At 70.9% G+C, this 19965-nt stretch carries 18 protein-coding genes; 9 read left to right on the top strand and 9 right to left on the bottom strand.

The window, feature by feature from the left end; translation table 11 throughout:
* Window positions 1-122: 122 nt before the first annotated feature.
* From kdgD to ABID77_RS21815, 4 genes are read right to left on the bottom strand one after another with little or no spacing between them, the layout of a single operon-like run.
* Window positions 123-1043: a 5-dehydro-4-deoxyglucarate dehydratase gene (gene kdgD / locus ABID77_RS21830; RefSeq protein WP_429600512.1), complete on the bottom strand. Its 921-nt coding sequence runs from the start codon at window positions 1041-1043 to the stop codon at window positions 123-125.
* Window positions 1044-1098: 55 nt separating this feature from the next.
* The gene (gene garD, locus ABID77_RS21825) at window positions 1099-2691 is read right to left on the bottom strand and encodes a galactarate dehydratase (RefSeq protein ID WP_429600511.1); all 1593 of its coding nucleotides are present in this window, start codon (window positions 2689-2691) and stop codon (window positions 1099-1101) included.
* Between the two features lie 40 nt (window positions 2692-2731).
* The gene (locus ABID77_RS21820) at window positions 2732-3886 is read right to left on the bottom strand and encodes an L-talarate/galactarate dehydratase (RefSeq protein ID WP_429600509.1); all 1155 of its coding nucleotides are present in this window, start codon (window positions 3884-3886) and stop codon (window positions 2732-2734) included.
* A gap of 38 nt (window positions 3887-3924) precedes the next feature.
* Entirely contained in the window at window positions 3925-4884 is a 960-nt protein-coding gene (locus ABID77_RS21815) for a Bug family tripartite tricarboxylate transporter substrate binding protein (protein ID WP_429600507.1), read from the bottom strand.
* Between the two features lie 387 nt (window positions 4885-5271).
* On the opposite strand from ABID77_RS21815, the gene ABID77_RS21810 reads away from it, so the two are divergent.
* Entirely contained in the window at window positions 5272-6273 is a 1002-nt protein-coding gene (locus ABID77_RS21810) for a LacI family DNA-binding transcriptional regulator (protein ID WP_429600506.1), read from the top strand.
* Window positions 6274-6490: 217 nt separating this feature from the next.
* On the opposite strand, the gene ABID77_RS21805 is transcribed toward ABID77_RS21810, so the two are convergent.
* From ABID77_RS21805 to ABID77_RS21795, 3 genes are all read right to left on the bottom strand, one after another.
* Window positions 6491-9001 (bottom strand): PepSY domain-containing protein, encoded by a 2511-nt coding sequence (locus ABID77_RS21805; protein ID WP_429600505.1) that lies wholly within the window; start codon window positions 8999-9001, stop codon window positions 6491-6493.
* Window positions 9002-9042: 41 nt separating this feature from the next.
* Complete coding sequence (locus ABID77_RS21800; protein WP_429600503.1) at window positions 9043-11181, bottom strand: TonB-dependent siderophore receptor; 2139 nt, start codon at window positions 11179-11181, stop codon at window positions 9043-9045.
* 182 nt (window positions 11182-11363) lie between these two features.
* The gene (locus ABID77_RS21795) at window positions 11364-11537 is read right to left on the bottom strand and encodes a hypothetical protein (protein WP_429600501.1); all 174 of its coding nucleotides are present in this window, start codon (window positions 11535-11537) and stop codon (window positions 11364-11366) included.
* A 206-nt stretch (window positions 11538-11743) separates the two neighbouring features.
* On the opposite strand from ABID77_RS21795, the gene ABID77_RS21790 reads away from it, so the two are divergent.
* On the top strand, window positions 11744-13495 hold the full coding sequence (locus tag ABID77_RS21790) for a putative bifunctional diguanylate cyclase/phosphodiesterase (protein ID WP_429600499.1): 1752 nt from the start codon (window positions 11744-11746) through the stop codon (window positions 13493-13495).
* Window positions 13496-13584: 89 nt separating this feature from the next.
* A complete protein-coding gene (locus tag ABID77_RS21785) occupies window positions 13585-13977 on the top strand; it encodes a DUF1161 domain-containing protein (RefSeq protein ID WP_429600497.1) in 393 nt (130 codons plus the stop codon).
* A 12-nt stretch (window positions 13978-13989) separates the two neighbouring features.
* Here the strand turns inward: ABID77_RS21785 and ABID77_RS21780 are convergent, their stop codons facing one another.
* Together ABID77_RS21780 and ABID77_RS21775 are read right to left on the bottom strand one after the other, a co-directional pair.
* The gene (locus tag ABID77_RS21780; protein WP_429600496.1) at window positions 13990-14187 is read right to left on the bottom strand and encodes a hypothetical protein; all 198 of its coding nucleotides are present in this window, start codon (window positions 14185-14187) and stop codon (window positions 13990-13992) included.
* Complete coding sequence (locus ABID77_RS21775) at window positions 14187-14354, bottom strand: hypothetical protein (protein WP_429600494.1); 168 nt, start codon at window positions 14352-14354, stop codon at window positions 14187-14189. The genes ABID77_RS21780 and ABID77_RS21775 overlap by 1 nt, the downstream gene beginning before the upstream one ends.
* 91 nt (window positions 14355-14445) lie before the next feature.
* Between ABID77_RS21775 and ABID77_RS21770 the strand changes: the two genes are divergently transcribed.
* The 6 genes from ABID77_RS21770 (at window position 14446) to ABID77_RS21745 (ending at window position 19953) form a co-directional block, all read left to right on the top strand.
* The gene (locus ABID77_RS21770) at window positions 14446-14652 is read left to right on the top strand and encodes a hypothetical protein (RefSeq protein WP_429600492.1); all 207 of its coding nucleotides are present in this window, start codon (window positions 14446-14448) and stop codon (window positions 14650-14652) included.
* A complete protein-coding gene (locus tag ABID77_RS21765; protein WP_429600490.1) occupies window positions 14628-15161 on the top strand; it encodes a GAF domain-containing protein in 534 nt (177 codons plus the stop codon). Before ABID77_RS21770 ends, ABID77_RS21765 begins: the two co-directional genes overlap by 25 nt.
* 35 nt (window positions 15162-15196) lie before the next feature.
* A complete protein-coding gene (locus tag ABID77_RS21760; RefSeq protein WP_429600489.1) occupies window positions 15197-15883 on the top strand; it encodes a hypothetical protein in 687 nt (228 codons plus the stop codon).
* Between the two features lie 10 nt (window positions 15884-15893).
* The gene (locus tag ABID77_RS21755) at window positions 15894-17453 is read left to right on the top strand and encodes a diguanylate cyclase (RefSeq protein ID WP_429600487.1); all 1560 of its coding nucleotides are present in this window, start codon (window positions 15894-15896) and stop codon (window positions 17451-17453) included.
* 87 nt (window positions 17454-17540) lie between these two features.
* Entirely contained in the window at window positions 17541-18095 is a 555-nt protein-coding gene (locus tag ABID77_RS21750) for a heme NO-binding domain-containing protein (protein ID WP_429600485.1), read from the top strand.
* Window positions 18085-19953: a putative bifunctional diguanylate cyclase/phosphodiesterase gene (locus ABID77_RS21745; RefSeq protein ID WP_429600484.1), complete on the top strand. Its 1869-nt coding sequence runs from the start codon at window positions 18085-18087 to the stop codon at window positions 19951-19953. The genes ABID77_RS21750 and ABID77_RS21745 overlap by 11 nt, the downstream gene beginning before the upstream one ends.
* The last annotated feature ends 12 nt before the right edge of the window (window positions 19954-19965 follow it).

Below are 19965 nucleotides of genomic sequence, written 5' to 3'. Positions count from 1 at the left end.
GATCGTGTCGCCCAGGTTCGACGGGTTCAGGTTCGGGCTGTAGCTCGCCCCGGGGGTCCACTCGCCGCCGATGAGGTTGTCGTGTCTTTGCATGGGGTTCCTGGAAGGATGGGGGACCGGGCTCAGAGGCCCTGCGGACCGAGCTTCTCGATCAGGGCGGCGAGCATCTCGACCTCGTCGGGCTTGAGGTCGGTCAGCGGCGGGCGCACCGGGCCGGCGCTGTGGCCGACGATGGTGGCGCCGGCCTTGACGATGCTCACGGCGTAGCCCTGCATGCGGTTGCGGATCTCCAGGTAGGGCATGAAGAAGTCCTTGAGCAGGCGATGCTGGGTCTTCAGGTCGTCGGCCGCGACCGCGTGATAGAAGTCCATCGCCGTCTTCGGGATGAAGTTGAACACCGCCGACGAGTACACCGGGGTGCCCATCGCCTTGTAGGCGGCGGCGTAGACCTCGGCCGTGGGCAGGCCGCCCAGGTAGGCGAAGCGGTCGCCCATGCGCTGGTAGACCGCCACCATCGCCTCGATGTCGCCCACGCCGTCCTTGAAGCCCACCAGGTTGGGATTGCGCTCGGCCAGCATCTCCAGCGTGTCGGGCTTGAAGCGCGTGGCGCCGCCGCGGTTGTAGACCACGACGCCGAAGTCGACGCTCTTGCACACCGCCTCGACGTGCGCGGCCAGGCCTTCCTGGCCGGCTTCGGTGAGGTAGTGCGGCATCAGCAGGATGCCGTGCGCGCCGGCCTTCTCGGCCGCCTGCGCGCACTGGATGGCGAAGCGCGTCGGGCCGCCGGCGCCGGCGATGATCGGCACCACGCCGCGGCAGGTGTCCACCGCCGTCTGGATGATGCCGGGGTACTCGTCGCCCGTCAGCGAGAAGAACTCGCCCGTGCCGCCGGCGGCGAACAGCGCCGTCGCGCCGTAGGGAGCGAGCCACTCCAAGCGCTGCTCGTAGCCCTTCTTGTCGAAGTCGCCGTTGGCGTCGAAGTCGGTCAGCGGGAACGACAGCAGGCCGGAGCCCATGATGGTCTTGAGTTCTTGCGGATTCATGTGCGTAAAGCTCCTGAGGGACGGGGTCGAAGAGAGGAGGAAGGATCGGGGCGCGTCAGGTGACCGGCGCGGGATTGAAGAGGACGAGCGCGTTGTGGAGCTTCCAGTGCTCGGCCCAGGTCTTCTTGCGGCCGCTGGCGACGTCGAGCATCAGCTGGAACATCTCCCAGCCGACGTCGGCGATGGTCTTCTCGCCGGTGGCGATGGTGCCGGCGTTGATGTCCATCAGGTCGTGCCAGCGGCGCGCCAGGTCGGCGCGGGTGGCGACCTTGATGACCGGCACCTCGGCCAGGCCGTAGGGCGTGCCGCGGCCGGTGGTGAAGACGTGCAGGTTCATGCCGGCGGCCAGCTGCAGCGTGCCGCAGATGAAGTCGCTCGCCGGCGTGGCGGCGTAGATCAGGCCCTTCTGGCTGAGCTTCTCGCCGGGCGAGATCACGCCGGAGATGGGCGAGGAGCCGCTCTTGACGATCGAGCCCATCGCCTTCTCGACGATGTTGGACAGGCCGCCCTTCTTGTTGCCGGGCGTGGTGTTGGCGCTGCGGTCGACGCGGCCCTTGTCGAGGTAGGCGTCGTACCAGGCCATCTCGCGGATCATGGCCTCGGCCACCTCCGGCGTGGTGGCGCGCGAGGTCAGCTGGTCGATGCCGTCGCGCACCTCGGTGACCTCGGAGAACATCACGGTGGCGCCGGCGCGCACCAGCAAGTCGGTGCAGAAGCCCACCGCCGGATTGGCCGTGACGCCGGAGAAGGCGTCGCTGCCGCCGCACTGCACGCCCACCACCAGCTCGCTGGCGGGGACGGTCTCGCGCCGGCGGGCGTTGAGGCGTTCGAGGTGCTCCTCGGCCTGCCGCATGATCGATTCGACCATCGACATGAAGCCGACGTGGGCGTCGTCCTGCAGGCACACGACGTCGAGCTTCGGGCTGGCGCTGTCGCCGATGTCGGCCACGTTGCGCTCGTCGATCAGCGGGATGCTGCCCGGGGGCAGCAGGCGCTCGGGCTGCAGCTTCTCGCAGCCCAGGCTGACCACCATCACCTCGCCGCCGAAGTTGGGGTTGAGGCTGATGTTGCGCAGCGTGCGGATCGGGATGACGGCGTCGGGCGCGTCGATGGCGACGCCGCAGCCGTAGGTGTGCTCCAGCGCGACGACGTCGTCGACGTTCGGGTACTTCGGCAGCAGCTCGGCCTTGACCCGCTGCACCGCGAAGTCGGTGACGCCGGCCACGCACTGCACGGTCTGCGTGATGGCCAGGATGTTGCGCGTGCCCACCGAGCCGTCCGGGTTGCGGAAGCCCTCGAAGGTGTAGCCCTCCAGCGGCGGCTGCGGCTCGGGGCGCACGGTGGCGATCGGCAGGCCGACCAGCTCGCGCGCGGCGGGCATCTTCAAGAGGCGCTCATGGACCCAGGTGCCGGCCGGCAGCGCCTTGAGCGCATAGCCGATGACGACGTCGTAGCGGCGCACCTCGCCGCCCTCGGGGATGTCGACCAGCGCGACCTTGTGCGCCTGCGGCACCTTGTCGACCAGCGTCAGCCCCGAGGGGAAGACGGTGCCCGCGGGCAGGCCGCCGTCGTTGGCGACGATGGCGACGTTGTCGCGCTCGTGCATGCTGATGCACAGTGGCGCTTGGGTGAGCAGCGTTTCGGACATGGTTCGTGGGTTTCTTCGTGGTGTGGGGATGGCCGGAGTGTCAGGCGCGTCGGCCGATCTCCGCCGACTCCCGGGTCCAGAGCGCGGCCTGTTCGCTCAGGCTCAGGCCGAGGCCGGGGCGCGTGGGCACCAACATGCGGCCGTCCTTGATCTCCAGGCGCTCGTTGAACAGCGGCTCCAGCCAGTCGAAGTGCTCGACCCAGGGCTCGGTCGCGTAGACCGCGCCCAGGTGCACGTGCAACTCCATCGCGAAGTGCGGGCCCAGGCTGAGGCCGGCGTGCTCGGCCTGCGCGGCGATCTTCAGGAACGGCGTGATGCCGCCCACGCGCGGGGCGTCGGGCATCAGGTAGTCGCAGGAGCGGTGGCGGATCAGCTCGCCGTGTTCGGCCGCGCTGGTCAGCATCTCGCCGGTGGCGATGGGGGTGTCGAAGGCGGCGGCCAGGGCGGCGTGGCCCTCGAAGTCGTAGGCGTCGAGCGGTTCCTCGATCCAGACCAGGTCGAACTCCTCGAACACGCGGCACATGCGCTGCGCGGTCGGACGGTCCCACTGCTGGTTGGCGTCGACCATCAGCGGTACGCCCTCGCCCAGGTGCTTGCGCACGGTCTCGACGCGCCGGATGTCGAGCGCGCGGTCGGGCTGGCCGACCTTGAGCTTGATGCCGCCGATGCCGCGCTCGATCGAGGCACCGGCGTTCACCACCAGCTGGTCGATCGGCGTGTGCAGGAAGCCGCCCGAGGTGTTGTAGCAGCGCACCGAGTCGCGCTGCGAGCCCAGCAGCTTCGACAGCGACAGCCCGGCGCGGCGCGCCTTCAGGTCGTAGAGCGCGACGTCGAAGGCGCCGATCGCCTGCACCGCCATGCCGCTGCGCCCGACCGAGGCGCCGGCCCAGCACAGCTTGGTCCACAGCTTGGAGATGTCGCTCGGGTCCTCGCCGATCAGGGCCGGCGCGACCTCCTTGGCATGGGCGAACTGGCCCGGCCCGCCGGCACGCTTGGAGTAGCTGAAGCCCAGGCCCCGGTGGCCGTCCTTCGTCTCGATCTCGGCGAACAGCATCGCGATCTCGGTCATCGGCTTCTGGCGCCCGGTCAGCACCTTGGCGTCGCTGATCGGATTGGCCAGCGGCAGGTAGCACGACGAGACGCGGACCCAGGCGATGGCGTCGCCGGCGGCGGAAGAAGGAACGGACGTGGTCATGGTCGGCGGGCTTTCTGGACGGCGTGTGACGGAGCGGATCAGTCGATCGAGATCTTTCCGACCTCGATCACCTTCTTCCAGCGCGCGTACTCCTTGGCCTGGAACTCGGCGAACTGGGCCGGCGTGTTGGTCACCATCTCGAAGCCGATGGAGGTGAACTGCTCCTTGACCTTGGGGTCGTTGAGCGCCTCGACGAAGGCGTCGTGCGCCTTGTCGCGCACGGCCACCGGCAGCCCCTTGGGCGCGACGACGGCCTGCCAGGAGGTCACCTCCACGCCCTTGACGCCGGCCTCGGCCAGGGTCGGCACGTCCGGGAAGATGGGCGAACGCTTGGGGCTGGTGATGGCCAGGGGACGCATCTTGCCGCCCTTGATGTACTGGGCCACCGAGTTGACGTTCTGGAACGAGGCGTCGACCTGCCCGCCCATGAGGTCGGTGTGGGCCGGCGCTCCGCCCTTGTAGGGCACGTGGATGCCGGTGGTGCCGGTCTGCTGCCAGAACAGCTCGGTCGTCAGGTGGTCGCTGGAGCCGTTGCCGGCCGAGGCGAAGGTCATCTTGCCGGGATTGGCCTTCTCGTAGGCGATGACGTCGGCCACGCTCTTGTGCGGCGAGTTGGCCGGCACCACCAGGATGTTGGGCGAGGCGACGGCGACCGTGATCAGGTCGAAGTCCTTCATCGCGTCGTACTGCAGGCCCTTGATCAGGTGCGGCACGATGACCAGCGGGCCGAGCGAGGTCACCAGGAAGGTGTAGCCGTCGGCCGGCGCGCGCTTGACGAAGGTCGCGCCGATGGTGCCGGTGGCGCCGGCCTTGTTGTCGACCAGGAAGGACTGCTTGAACTTGTCGGTCAGGCGCGGGGCCATCGCGCGGGCCACCTGGTCGGTCGAGCCGCCGGGCGGGAACGGCACCACGAAGGTCACGGCCTTCTCGGGCCAGTTCTGGGCGCTGGCGGCCAGCGCGGTCAGGCCGAAGGCGAGCACGGTCAGGATCTTCTTCACAGGGTTGTCTCCAGGGAATGGACGGATTGCGGACGGGCCACGGCGCTCCACCTGCAAATGCTAACGTTGTCATTTGCCGTCGAGCCATTCGTGCCCGACCCTGGATTCACCGCTTTCGAGGGCGATCGGTCGGTGCCGATCGAGGAAGCGAGACAAATGATAGCGTTATCATTTTGGCCGGGTCAAGGATTTTCGAGGCAGGGTTTCCCCTTGCATGGTGACGCGATCGGTCCTGGGCGCATCGTGGGGAAGGCTTCGCGCGTCCGTCGACGTCGCATCGTCATGCGGCGTTGTTAACGTTGTCATCTACCATACCCGGGCCTGCCCGTCGCCGGGCTCCGCACTCCTTCGATTCCCCGCCACGCACCGCCCTTCCCGGGTCTCGCCATGAACGCTCCGCCCGCCTTCAAGTCCGCCACGCTGCACGACGTCGCCAAGGCGGCGGGCGTCTCGCTCATCACGGCGTCGCGGGCGCTGGGCAACCCGGGCGTGGTGTCGGACAAGACCATCGCGCGCGTGCAGGCGGCGGTCGAGGCCACCGGCTACATCCCCAACCTGCTCGCCGGCGGCCTGAAGTCCAAGCGCAGCCTGATGGTCGCGGGCGTGGTGCCGGCGCTGTCGGTGTGGCAGTTCCTGCCGACCGTGCAGTCGCTGACCAACGAGCTGGCCGCCGCCGGCTACCAGCTCATCCTGGGCCAGACGGCCTACGACCCGGAGCGCGAGGAGACCGTGCTCAACACCATGATCGGCCGTCAGCCCGACGGCATCGTCATGACCGGGCTGGTGCAGTCGCAGAAGGTGCGCGACCGGCTCAAGCGCTCGGGCATCCCGGTGGTGGAGATCTGGGACCTGAGCGACCGGCCGATCGACATGTGCGTGGGCTTCTCGCACCTGAAGGTCGGCGGCGCGGTGGGCGGCTTCTTCCTGGCCAAGGGCTGGCGGCACGTCGGCATCGCCACCGGCAACGACGAGCGCGCCCTGACGCGGCGCGACGGCTTCGTCACCACGCTCGGACGCGACGTGCCCACCGCCTACGTCGAGGCGCCCAGCAGCCTGGAGCGCGGCCGCCGCGCCCTGGCCGAGCTGCTGGCGCAGGAGCCGCGCCTGCAGGCCGTGTGCTGCAGCTCCGACCAGCTCGCCCACGGCGTCTTCATCGAGGCGCTCGCGCGCGGTCTGCGGGTGCCCGAGGACCTGGCGATCTGCGGCTTCGGCAACGCCGACTTCAGCGCCCACATGGTGCCTTCGATCACCACCGTGCACGTCGACGGCCCCGAGATCGGCCGGCTGGCGGCGCGCCTGATCGTCCAGCGCTGCAAGGGCGAGCCGGTCGCGCAGCCGGTGATCGACGTCGGCTTCCGGATGATCGAGCGGCAGACGACCGGCGGCTGACGACACCCGTCACGGCCCCCGGGCCAGGGACACCGCGAAACCGGCTCCGTCAGGCCGCCGCTGTCGCCCCTCGAAGGGGGCAGGCGCTGCCACACGCGGTGGGCACGCCGGGGGTCAAGCCCAGGACACCGTGGAACCGGCTCCGCCGGTCCGCCGGTGCCGCCCCCGGCAGGGGGTTGGCGAAGCGACACGCAGTGCGCGAAGCCTGGGGGCGAGCTCAGTACACATCGCGGCGATACCGGTTCTCCGCCAGCAGGTCGTCCACCTTCGCGTCGCCCAGCACGTCCCGCAGGGCCCGGTCGACGCCCGGGGCCATGCCGGCCAGGCTGCCGCAGACGTAGATCACGCCGCCGTCGTCGACCCACCGGCGCAGGGCGTCGGCCGCCTCGCGCAGGCGGTCCTGGACATGACGCCGCACGGGCGTGTCGCGCGAGAACACCCGGTCGGCGCGTTCGACGGCGCCGGCGCGCTGCCAGCCGGCGAGTTCGGTCGCGACGAAGTCGTCGTGTGAGGCCTGCCGCTCGCCGTGGACCAGCCAGTTGCGATGGTGCCCGCGCCGCACGCGCTCGCGCAGGTGGCCGCGCAGGCCGCCGAAGCCCGAGCCGTTGCCGACGAAGAGGCACGGCCGGTCGTCCTCCACCAGCGCGAAGGCGGGATTCGGCCGCAGCCGCAGCGCGACGCTGGCGCCCAGCGGCGCGTGCTCGGTCAGCCAGCCCGAGGCCAGGCCCAGCCCGCCGGCGTGGCGCACCTGCCGCACCAGCAGCTGGATGCAGCCGTCGTTCGGCAGCGACGCCACCGAGTAGCGCCGCGGCGCGGCCGACTGCGCGGTGCCGCCGGCCTGCGGCGGCCGCAGTTCGGCCAGCGCGCCCGGTGCCCAGGCCAGGGCGCCCGCCGGCGCGACCGGCCTGGCATCGGCCGGGGCGCCGGATGCGCCGCCGGACGCGCCATCGCCATCGCCGTCGCGCCGCAGTTCGATCTCGTACAGCGGCTCCCCCTGGCTGCCGGGGTTGAGCAGGGTGCGGCGGACCAGCCGCCAGGCCTCGAAGGCCGGCTCGTCGTGGGAAGCCTGCGCCGGATGGAGCGCCGAGGCGTCCAGGTCGACGCCGAGCGCCGCGCCGACCTCGTGCGTCCAGCGCGCGAGCGCCGCCGGATCACGATCGTCGACCTCGATCATCGGGAACAGCGGCTGCGCGCCCAGGCCCTGCAGGTGGTGCCGCAGCGTGCGGCCGAAGCCGCAGAAGGTCGCGTAGTGGACGTCGCCCAGGGCCAGGAGGCCATAGCGCAGATGGGGCAGGCCGGCCGCGCCGGCTTCGCGGTCCAGGCGCTCGACCACGCCGTGGGCGGCATCGGGCGGATCGCCGTCGCCGAAGGTGCTGGCGACGATGAGCAGGTGGCGCTGCGAACGCAGCAGATCGGCGTCCAGCGCCGCCAGCGGCCGCACGTCGACCGCCACGCCCGCCGCCTGCAGCGCGGCGGCGGTGCGCAGCGCGATGCGCTCGGCGTGGCCGGTCTGCGAGGCGAAGGCCAGCAGCACCGGCGCGGCGCCTCCGGTGACGCCGCCGGGCGCCGTCGCCGCCAGCCGGGCCCGCTCCCGCCGCACCTGCGCCCCGGTGCGGCGCCGTGCCAGGTACATCCACCATCCCGTGATCGCGAACAACGCCAGCGCGGCGCTCGACAGCGCCATCGCGACGCGTCCGGGCAGCCCCCAGTAGGTGCCCATGTGCAGCGGGTAGACGCTGTGGACCAGCCGGCCGGCGAGCGGCTTGTCGGCATAGCGTTCGTGCCGCGTCGCCGCGCCGGTGGCGGCATCGAGGTAGAGGCGGTTGCGGGCGCGCTCGTGGGCCGCGTCGGCGCGCAGGTAGGTGGCCTCGACCTGCGACGCGCCGCGCGCGGGCAGCCGCAGGGTGACCTGGGTCCAGTCGCCGGCGGTGGCGGCCTGGAACGCGGACCAGACCCGGGGCAGGTCCGGGCCGGCCGCCGCGGCATCGGCCGGCGCGGTGCCGGGCGCCGCGCCCATGCGCTGCATGCGCACCTCGCGGCCCTCGCCGGCCGCGCCGTCGACCCACGTGCGCACGGCGTCGAAGCCCCAGTACACGCCGGTCGCGGCCGAGACCACGTAGAGCGGCAGCGCGACCGTGCCGACCACCGCGTGCAGGCTCCACAGGAACGCGCGCCCCTTCAGACCGAAGTCGATCCGCAGCCAGGCGCGCCAGGACAACGGCCGGCGCGGCCAGCGCAGGTACAGGCCGGAGAACGCCAGCACCAGCAGGCCGGCGGCCAGGGTGCCCGTCACGGGCTTGCCGTCCTCGCGCGGCAGCAGCAGCCAGCGGTGCAGCCGCTCGACGAACTCGAAGAAGTCGTCGCCGCGCGGGTGCGGCAGCAGTGCGCCGGTGTAGGGGTCGACGGCGCGCGTCTCGCCCCGGCGCTCGCCCGGCGGCGGCGCGAAGTTGGCGCGCGCCGGCCGGCCCGCCTCGGCGGAGACGGTGAGCGTGGCGATGCGCCGCTGCGGCGACCCCGCGCGCAGCCGCTCGACCAGTTCGGCCGGCGCGAGCGGCATCGCGCCGGGCGACGGCGCGGCGACGTGGCGCAGGCCCGGATTCAGCGCCTCGACGATCTCGGCGCGGAACGACAGCACCGCGCCCGAGAGCCCCACCACCACCAGCACGCTGCCGGCCGTGATGCCGACGAACCAGTGGATCCGGACCCAGGCCTCGCGCAGAAGGCTCATGAACGGCGCGCGGCGCGCCGTCCGCGTCCCGCCGCCGGTCGTCACAGGTCGAACTTGACCAGGGCGCGCACGGTGCGCGGCGTGCCGACCGCCAGCCGGGTGCCGGCGGCGGCCCAGTAGCGCCGGTCGGCGACGTTGTCGACGTTGAGCTGGAACAGCGCGCGCCGGCCCATGACCCGGGTGGCGTAGCGCGCGCCCAGGCCGAGGACGGTGACGCCGCCGATGAAGGCCTGGTTCAGGTCGTCGACCGGCCGGCGCCCGGTGAAATAGGCGCCGCCGTTGACCGAGAGGCCCGGCACCGGCGCGATGTCGTAGGAGAGGAAGGCGCTGGCCGTGTGCTTCGCGGTGTTCTCGGGCTGCCTGCCGTCGTACTGCGCGTCGATGTCGCGGAACCGGGCGTTCAGCGCCTGGCCCGACAGCTGCCAAGCGAGCTGGCGCGTCAGGCGGCCCTGGGCCGAGACCTCGGCGCCGCGGTAGGTCTGGCGGCCGTCGCCCGTGAACACGTTGGCCGCGTTGGTGTAGGCGCCCGGCCGCGCGATGTCGAACAACGCGCCCGACAGCAGCGTGCCGGTGGGGGTCAGCCAGCGCAGGCCGGCCTCCTTCTGCTTGCTCACGCCCGGCGCCAGTCGGTTGTTCTGGTTGGCCGTGCCGGTGGGTGCCACGTCGCCCTCCTCCACGCCCTGGGCGTAGGAGACGTAGGCCATCAGGTCCGGCGTGAACTTGTAGCTCAGCGCGGCAAGCGGCGTCGTCTTGCTGACGTCGTAGGCGATCAGCGGCAGCGTCGCGCTGGGCTGCTGGCTGCTCTCGAAACTGGTGTGGCGCACGCCCGCGACGAGCTGCCACTGCTCGGAGAAGGTGATGCGGTCGAGCGCGTAGAGACCCAGCTCGCGGCTGTCCTGGGCGCCGGTGGTCGGGCGCGTGGGCACCGCCGACAGCGGCAGCTCGCCGATGACGCGCGGGTCGTAGAGGTTCTGCAGGGTGGTGGCGCCGCCGTAGGTGCGCTGGAAGATCGGGTCCTGGGTCTTGCTGGTGCGCGCAGCGCCGAGCGTCACCTCGTGCTGCCAGCCGGCCGCGGCGAAGGTGCCGAACAGCTCGGTGCGCACCAGGTCGGAACTCTGCTCGAGGTGCTGCGAATTGCCGGTGATGCGCCCGGCGCCCGTCCGCACGTTGTAGTTGCCGAAGATCGACAGGCGGCGGTCGCGCTTGGCCTCGGAGCGGCCGGCCTCCACCATCAGCGCCCAGGTGTCGGAGAGCGCGTAGTCGGCGCGCACCTGGGTGTTGGTGACCTCGGCGTCGAAGGTGGCGCCGGTCGAGCCGAGCAGGCGCTTGGGATCGGGCAGCGCCGGCAGGGCGATCACGCCGTTGACCGCCGCCAGCCGCGCGATGCCGGCCTGCTCCAGGATGCTCTTGCGGTAGGTCTCGACGTCCGCGCGCAGCGTCAGCCGGCTGTTGACGCGCCAGTCGAACGCGCCGGAGAAGAACTTGCGGTTGCCGTCGACGCCGTCGATGGCCGAGCCCAGCTGCCCGCCGGCCGCGTTGATGCGCACGCCGAACTGGTTGCGCTCGCCGAACTGCCGGCCGATGTCGGCGAAGCCCTGCACCGTGCCGTGGTCGTCGAAGCTCATGCCCACGGCGGTCACCGGCACGGGGCCGGCGCGCTTGGTCACCAGGTTCACCACGCCGGCGGGCGAGGTGAAGCCGTAGTACAGCGCCGAGGCGCCCTTGAGCACCTCGACGCGCTCCTTGTTCTCCAGCGGGATCTCCGACACGTTGGGCACCGCCAGCGACCCGTTGAGCCGGTAGTTGGTGCGGTTCTCGACCGCGATGCCGCGGATGACGAGCTGGTCGAAGGTGTCGCCGCCGTTCTGCTGCCGGGTGACGCCGGCGGTGTTGCGCAGGACGTCGTAGATGCCGGCGGGGGCCTGGCGCTCGATGACCTCGCGCGTCACCGTGTTCACGGTGGCCGGCACGTCCATGATCGAGGCGCCGCGGAAGGTGCCGGCCTCGACGGTGTTGGCGACGAAACCGTCGGCGCGGTCGGAACGCACGGTCACGGTGTCGAGCTCACCGGCGCGCGCCTGCGTCGACGGAGGTTGCGGCTGGGACGGGGATTGGGGCTGGGCGTGGACGAGGGCCGATGCGAGCAGCAGGGAGGTGGACGAGACCAGAGGGTGTTTCATTTTCTTGCGCAATCGAACGCATCGCAGCGTCCGATGGCGTGGGATCACGGGATTTCGATGGCCGTCATTGTACGGATGCACTTGAGAATCATTCTCGCAAGTGCGCCATCGCGCGGTGATCCCGCTGCCTGCCCGCGTCGTCCGGCGACCTCCCTGGCCGGTCGCCGGACACGGTCCGGTCGTCAGTCGGCCAGCGCCAGCATCCCGATGCCGGTGAAGGCGAACAGGGTCGCCACGACCTTGAAGCCGGGCCTGCGCGGTGTCGCCCGGCCGTCCCATCGGTCGCGATGACCGAAACGCTCGACGGGTGGAACCCGCACGAAGTCCTTGTGGGCGGTCTGCCGGAAGGAATTCATGCTGGACGCGCTTTCGATTTCGTTTCTGGATTCGGATTTCATGGCGCCAGTGTCTCCGGTCCGCGCCATGCGGGCGTAAGCGGAAGTTCGTGGCGTACGACACGAAAAATCCCGACCCGAGCGCAGAGCCGCATTCAAGCCGGCCGGAAAAACGCCGATAAAGAAAGGTCGGAGCGGTTCGCTCCCTCACTTTCAAAGGCAGCGACGTGGCCCACCCACTCTGGCTCTACAGCAAACTCTCGTCCCGATGGCGCATCAGCTACCGCAGCATGGTCCTGCTGGTCGTGTGCGTCGGCGCGCACGTGCCTCTGCTGGCGCTGGTCGGCTTCTTCACCTACCGGAACTCGCTCGCGCTCAACGCGACGATCATGACCCTGCTGATCGCCATGATCGCGACCCTGACGGGCATCGGCGGCATGGTCTGGGCGCTCGCGCAGCTGATGCGCCCGGTCATGATGACCTCCGAGGGCCTGCGCGAATACACCCTCAACCGGACGCTCCCGGCGCTGCCGATGGAGTACGAGGACGAGGTCGGCACGCTGATGTCCGACACCTGCCATGCCCTCGCCCATCTCGACGGCGCCCTGGGCGAACTGGCGAACTACGACCGCCTGACCGGATTGCCCAACCGTGCCACGTTCCTGCGCCGGCTCGAGGAAGGCGACGCGTCGGCCTCGTACGCGCTGTGCGTGCTGCGCGTGGCCAACCTGCCCAAGCTCACGCTCGCCTTCGGCAACGCACCGGCGAACACCGCCACGGTCGCCTTCTTCGCCAAGCTCGAAGCCGGCCTGGCCGAGAACGGCTGCGAGCGGCCCCTGCTCTCGCGCATCGACGCCGAACTCCTCGGCTTCCGGATCGAGGCCGGCGCGCAGGACGCCGCACCGGGCGATCGCGCGACGCGCCTGGTGCGCGGCCTGCGGCAGGAGATCACGGTGGGCGAACTCCGCTTCAACCCCGAATTCGAGCTCGGCATGGCGCTGCATCCGGTCGACAGCACCGAGCCGGACGAGCTGCTCGATCGCGCCATCGCCGCGCTGGCGCCGGTGGCCGCCGCGGGCACGGCGGTGCCGAACCCGGCCTCGCGCGAGGCCAGCGAGCGCACGCGCACGCGGGTGCGCATCGAGCAGGACTTGCGCCGGGCGCTGGATCGCGACGAGTTCGTGCTGCACTACCAGCCCCTGGTGGACGTGGGCAAGCAGCGCGTCTTCGGCGCCGAGGCGCTGATCCGCTGGAACCATCCGGAACTCGGCCTGATCGGGCCGGGCCAGTTCATCGGCGTCGCCGAGGAGAGCGGCCTGATGGACCCGATCGGCCAGTGGGTGCTGGAGGCCGCCGCGCGCCAGCTCAACGCCTGGACCGGCACCGACCTGGAAGCGCTGCGGCTGTCGATCAACCTCTCGGCGCGTCAGTTCCGCAACGAGCGCATCGTGCGCCACATCTCCAACGCGCTGCGCTCCAACGGCGTCTCGCCCTCGCGACTGGAGATCGAACTGACCGAGACGGCGGCGATGCGCGACAGCCGCATGACGCACGCGATCCTGTCGTCGCTGCGCAACCTGGGCGTGACCTCGGCCATCGACGACTTCGGCACCGGTTACTCCAGCATGAGCTACCTGCGCACCCTGCCCTTCGACAAGCTCAAGATCGACCGCGAGTTCGTGATGAACGTCGAGCAGCGCCCCAAGAGCCTGGCGATCTGCCGCGCGCTGGTCGAACTCTCCGACGGCCTGGGCATCACGGTGCTGGCCGAGGGCACCGAGACCGCGGCCGAGGTGGCGCAGATGATGCAGCTCGGCTGCAACCAGTTCCAGGGCTACTACTTCTCGAAACCGGTGCCCGCCGCCATGCTGAGCGACGTCGCCGCGACCCTGAAGCTGCAGAGCGTGATCGAGGGTTCGGCCGGTGCCGGCCTCGAGGCGCGGACCGCGCCGGCCAAGCGCATCGTGCTGAGCGCCTGAGGACCGGCAACGTCGGCGTGCTCCTCGGTTTCGCGGGTCGTTACCTGCGCACACAGCCCCGCGCCACGGTCGTTCCTACACTGTCGAGGATGACGAAGACACCGCGACGACTGCCGACCCTGGGTTCCTTCCTGATCCTCGCGCTCGCGGCCGTGGGCGTCCATGCCGCCGGTCCCGCGACGCCACCGACGACCAGCGCGGCGGCGAGCGCCGCCGCGACGGCCGCCGGCGAGAACTGCGACGTGCTGCGCGGCCAGATCGAGTCGCGCATCGCCGCGGCCGGCGTCGCGAGCTTCAGCGTCCGCGTCGTGGATGTCGACGCCACGGTCGACACCGGACGCGTCGTCGGCACCTGCGGCCGGGGCAGCCGCAAGATCGTCTACGAGACGCAGCCTGCGCCGGCGTCCGCACCCGCCCGGTCGCAGATGCTCACCGAGTGCCGCGACGGCAGCATGCCGGCCGGCGGCACCTGCAAGCCCTAGCGGCAGCCGGCGCTAGCCGCGCGCGGCGAACTGCTCGGCCAGCGCCATCCAGTCCAGGTGCAGGCGCTCCACCTCGGCCAGCCTGGCGTGCATGGCCTTGGCGTCGAGCGGCTGGCGACCGTCCATCACCGCCGCCATCTGGTCGCGATGCTGGTCGTCCGCCCGCAGCCAGGCGTCGTAGGTCTCGACGAACTTGTCGCGCGTCGGCATCACGGGGCTCCTGGCTTGATGAAACCGGGAGCGTTCTCGTCCTGCCCCGGCTTGCCGGCCTCCGGAGCGCCGTCCGGGTCGAGCAGGTCCTGATGGATCTCCGGTTCCGTGACGTGGCGGTCCTTGTCCTGCGAAGGCGTGGTGGACGAATTCGGTTGGTCTGGCATGGCGTGATCTCCTGATCGGTCGTTGGGTGCCACTCAAATTAAGTCGTCTCGACGGGCAGCGCTGTAGGAACGGTGCCCGAGGAAGGACACGATGCCGGTGTTGCGCATGGACCGCACGGCCCGACGACAAATGCAAACCAACAGTTTGCAATTCGCCCGGACTGTGCGAAAAATGAGCGATGTGTATGAAATTGTTCAAAAGACGACCGACGAACGGGGCGACGCGGATGCCATCGCCGTCGATGCCGACCCGGGACGCGACGGAGCTGCAGCATGTCGGCCCGTGATCCGCTCATGACCCTGGAGGTCTTCGACCGCCAGCTGTCCCGCCTGGCGATCGCGACGGCCGAGCGCAGCGACACCGACATCCACCGCTCGGTGGGCGAGGTGCTCCAGCTGGTGCGCGACCACCTCCAGATGGACGTGGTGTTCGTCTCCCGCTTCGAGAACGGCCGCCGGGTCTTCCGCCACGTCGAGCAGGACCCGGCGCGGCCGCTGCTGCAGGTGGGCCACTCCGATCCGCTGGAGATGAGCCTGTGCCAGCGCGTCGTGGACGGCCGCATGCCCGAGCTGGTGCGCGACGTGGCCCGGCTGCCCGATGCCGATGCGCTGCCGCCGCTGCCGTTCCGCATCGGCGCGCACCTGAGCACGCCGCTGGTGCTGGGCAACGGCGAGGTCTACGGCACCTTCTGCTGCTTCAGCCTCGCGCCGGACGAGACGCTGACCGAGCGCGACCTCAAGCGCCTGCGCATGGCGTCGGAAATGACGGCTCGCCTGATCGATCGTTCGAGTGCAGACTCCCACTAGCGGTCGACGCCTCGACCGGTTCGCGGAACGGCCCCATGCGAATCCATCGATCCCTGACGTCTTTCCTGCTGGTGGCGAGCCTCTCGGTCAGCGCCGCCGCCTCGACGCCCGCGTCGCCGGGGCCGGCGACCGCGGCGGTCGCGGCCGGCACGCTCTACGTCAGGCACCACCGCGAGACGATCGACGGCCGGCTGTCGGCCTGCGGGCTGGAGTTCGCGGCGGTCGCCATCGACCACAGCACCCGCCAGGGCCTCCCGGTCAAGCTCGCCGGCCGCTACGAACTGCGCGCCTGGCCGCAGGGCGGCCCGGGCTACTCGCTCAAGCTCGGTCTCTACGACGGCCTGGCGTGGGACCATCCCGTGGCGCCGCACAACGCCTTCGTCCGGGCGCCCCGGGGACCGGCGCCGCGCCGGCCGCTGCGCCTGGACGCGGCCAATCCCGGCCATGCGCTGTTCTTCGACGCCCTGGACGACACCTTCGCGGCCACCTTCCGCTCGATCGTCGAGGACCGGAGCTTCGCGGTGGCCTTCAACCGCGCCGCCGGGGAGCAGGACGTGACGGCGCTGATCGACGTGCAGGTCGCCGCCACGCGCACGCAGGACGGCCGCACCGTGCAGGAGCTGACGACCGAGACCGGCGACGACTTCCGCGCCTGCGCGAACGAGCTGTTCAAGGCGTGGCGCACGCCGCCGCCCGCGACCCGGCCCTCGCGCGGCCTGTGAACCCGGCGACGTGACGGACCTGCCGAGCCCGCAGAAGAACCGGACACTGCGGGCGACCGTCGCGTTCGTGGTCTCGATCTGCCTCGCGCTGGTGGCGGTGAACGCCTGGCTGATCTGGAAGGCGCGCGTCGCCGACTTCCGGCAGGCCACCGTCGCCACCACCAACCTGACGCGCGCCGTCTCGCAGCAGATGAACGCCATGTTCTCCGAGGTCGGCCACGTGCTCGACAGCCTGGGCTACGAACTCGAGCGCGCCGACGTGACCCCCGCCGTGCTGGAGCGGCTGCAGCCGGTGCTGGTCAATCAGGTGGCCACGATCGACCAGATCCACGGCCTGTTCGTCTACGACGCGGCCGGGCGCTGGATCGCCCATTCCGAGCCCGTCGTCAGTCCGAACGCCAACAACGCCGATCGCGCCTACTTCATCCATCACCGCCACAACGCGAGCAAGCAGTGGCACGTCGGCGCGCCCATCGTCAGCCGCTCGACGCGGGTGTGGATCATCCCGGTGTCGCGGCGCATCGACGACGCGGAGGGCCGCTTCGCCGGCGTCGTGCTCGCCACCGTGCGGCTGGACTACGTGCTGCGGCTGATGAGCGAGTTCGACATCGGGCGCCGCGGCGCGATCGCATTGATCCAGGGCAACGGCACGATCATGGCGCGCCTGCCGTTCGCGCAGGATGACCTGGGCAAGAGCATCGTCGGCTCGCCGCTCTACGCCATGCTGCGCGCGAGCCGCGTCGGCATGACCGAGGCGCGCTCGCCGGTCGACGGCGTGCGGCGCCTGGTGAGCTTCCAGCACCTGGGCGATCACCCGCTGATCGTGACGGTGGCGCCGGCGGAGGACGAGCTGCTGCAGGACTGGAAGACCTCCAGCATCATCCAGAGCGCCTGGATCCTGTCGCTGTGCGTGCTCATCGGCGTGGCGGGCAGCCGCATCATCGCCCTGGTGCGCCTGCGCTGGCGCACCGAGCTGAGCCTGCAGCAGGCGCTCGGCGAGCTGGAGCGGGCCAACGCGCAGCTGGCCGAGCTGGCGCGCAACGACGGCCTGACCGGCCTGTCCAACCGGCGCCACTTCGACCAGCAGTTCGACCTGGCGTTCCGGCAGGCGCAGCGCCACGACCGCCCCCTCGCGCTCGTCATGATCGACGTCGACTTCTTCAAGCGCTACAACGACCTCTACGGCCACCCCGAGGGCGACCGCTGCCTGCAGCGGGTGGCCGCGGCGGTGCGGTCGGCGGTGCGCCGGCCGGGCGACCTCGTCGCGCGCTACGGCGGCGAGGAGATCGTGGTGCTGCTGCCCGAGACCGACGACGCCGGCGCCGCGATCGTCGCCGAGGCGATCCGCGCGGCCGTGCTGGCACTGGACATCCCGCACCAGGGCAATCCGGTCGGGCGCGTGTCGATCAGCGCCGGCGTCGCCGCGCGGCTCGCCGGCGACCGCGCGGCCGACGGCGCCGGACTGCTCGAACGCGCCGACCGGGGGCTCTACGCGGCCAAGGCGGCGGGCCGCAACACGATCGCGATGCTGCAGCCGCAGGGCGTCGAGGCAGGCGCCGGCCCGGCGTGAGCCGTCCGACCCGCTGAATTCTTTTCAAGTATTCCAGTCGGCTGCCGATAGTGGACTCAAGGCCCCAATGGCCTCTCAAGGCGGCATATGAAAGGCGTGGTCTTCCGGGAATTCATCGAGATGGTCGAGAACAGCTTCTCGCCCGCCATCGCCGACGACATCATCGAGTCCTCCGATCTGTCGACCGGCGGCGCCTACACCTCCGTGGGCACCTACGACCACCGCGAGATGGTGCAGCTCGTCGTGCATCTGAGCGAGCGCACCGGCATCGCGCTGCCGGTCCTGCTGCACGCCTTCGGCAAGCACCTCCTGGAACGCTTCGTCGCCATGTTCCCGGCCTACTTCGCCGGCCGCAGCAGCACCTTCGACTTCCTCGCCATCCTGGACAACAAGATCCACGTCGAGGTCAAGAAGCTCTATCCGGACGCGGAGCTGCCCGTCTTCGACCACAGCTTCGACGACCCGTCGGTCATGGCGTTCGTCTACCGCTCCAAGCGGCCGTTCGCCGACCTGGCCCACGGCCTGATCGACGGCTGCATCGCGCATTTCCGGGAGCGCATCGAGGTGACGCGCGAGGACTTTCCCTGCGACGTCGGCGCGCACGCGCGCTTCGTCCTGCGGAGGCTGGCCCATGAACCCTGAGCTGGCACTCCTCGAACGCCGCCTGGCCCGCGCCGACAACGCCCGCCGCCAGGCCGAGCAGCTGCTCGAGGCCAAGAGCCTGGCGCTCTACGAGGAAGCCCAGCAGCGCGAGCGGGCCGTGGCGGCCCTGCGCGAGAGCGAGGAGCGCTACCGCCTGCTGGTGCAGCTGACGCCCGACGCCATCCTGATCGAGTCGGACGGCCGGATCGTCTACGCCAACCCCGCGGCGTGCCGCCTGTTCGTCGGCTGCGGCGACGAGGCGGCCTGGCCGGCCGACCGCGACCTGGCATCGCTGGCCGCCCCGCAGTGCCGACCCCAGGCCCTGGCGGCGCTGGCGGCCCTCGCGGGCGGCGAGCCGGCCGTCCACGGCGAGGAGACGGTGCTCGCCGCCGACGGCCGGATCGTGGACGTGGCCGTCACGCGCATCGCCTTCCACCATCGGGGCCGGGCGGCCGTGCAGATGGTCGCGCGCGACATCTCCCAGCGCCGGCGCCTGGAACGGCAGCTGCTCGATCAGGCGACCCACGACGCGTTGACGGGCCTGCCCAACCGCACGCTGCTGCGCGAGCGCCTGGCCGCCGAGGTCGCCGAGGCAAGGCGGCATTCGCACTCGGTCGCGGTCGTGTTCATCGACCTCGACCGCTTCAAGTTCATCAACGACAGCCTCGGCCACGGCGTGGGCGACCTGGTGCTCAAGCAGGTCGCCGACACGCTGCGTGCCGCCACGACGCCCGCGGACACGGTGGCCCGGCTCGGCGGCGACGAGTTCGTGCTGGTGCTGCCCGATCGCCGCAACGACGTCGACCTCGCGCGCTTCCTGGACGAGCTGATGGCACGACTGGTGCGCCCGAACGACATCGCCGGGCGCCGGCTCTCCCTGACCTGCAGCCTCGGCGTGGCCCGCTTCCCCCAGGACAGCAGCGTGCTGGAGGACCTGGTCGAGAAGTCCGACATCGCGATGTACTGCGCCAAGCAGCAGGGCCGCAACAACTGGCAGTTCTTCACCCCCGCCATGCAGGCGGCGCTGCACGACCGGGTCCACATCGAGGCCGCCCTGCGCACGGCGCTCGAGCACAACGAACTGTTCCTGCACTTCCAGCCGCAGCTCTCGGGCGACGGCGAGCAGGTCCTGGGCGTGGAGGCGCTGCTGCGCTGGCGCCATCCCACGCTGGGCATCGTGATGCCCGACCGCTTCATCCCGCTGGCCGAGGAGACCGGGCTGATCGTGCCCATCGGCGCCTGGGTGCTGCGCACCGCCTGCCTGCAGTGCAAGGCCTGGCACGAGACGGGGTTCCCGGAGCTCCGCCTGGCAGTCAACCTGTCGCCGCGGCAGTTCGCGCAGGCCGATTTCGTCGAGTACGTGGCCCGCGTCCTGGCCGAGAGCGGGCTGGAGGCCCGCTGGCTCACGCTCGAACTGACCGAGAACCTGCTCATGGCCGATGTCGAAGCCTCGATCCTCAAGCTCGGCCAGCTCAAGGCGCTGGGCGTGAAGCTGTCGATCGACGACTTCGGCACCGGCTATTCGGGCCTGTCCTACCTCAAGCGCTTCCCGGTCGACGAACTCAAGATCGACCGCTCCTTCGTGCGCGACATTGCCGCCGACGGCGAGAGCGCCTCCATCGTGCTGGCGATCATCTCGCTGGCCCACGACCTCGACCTGACCGTGATCGCCGAGGGCGTCGAGACCGTCGAGCAGATGGCCTACCTCCAGGACAACGGCTGCGACGAACTGCAGGGTTACTACTTCAGCCGTCCGCTGCCGGCGCTGGAATGCCGCAGCTATCTCGACACGGGCGGCGAGGCGACCTGCCACGCCGTCGACCTGATGCGCCGGAGCGTGCTGGGCAGCCTGGTCTGAGCCTGCCGCTTC

It is taken from the genome of Variovorax sp. PvP013 (assembly GCF_050435945.1).
In the GTDB taxonomy this organism is placed as follows: Bacteria; Pseudomonadota; Gammaproteobacteria; order Burkholderiales; family Burkholderiaceae_C; genus Variovorax.
Note: the sequence above shows the minus strand (reverse complement) of the source record. Positions and strands in the feature narration are given on the sequence as shown.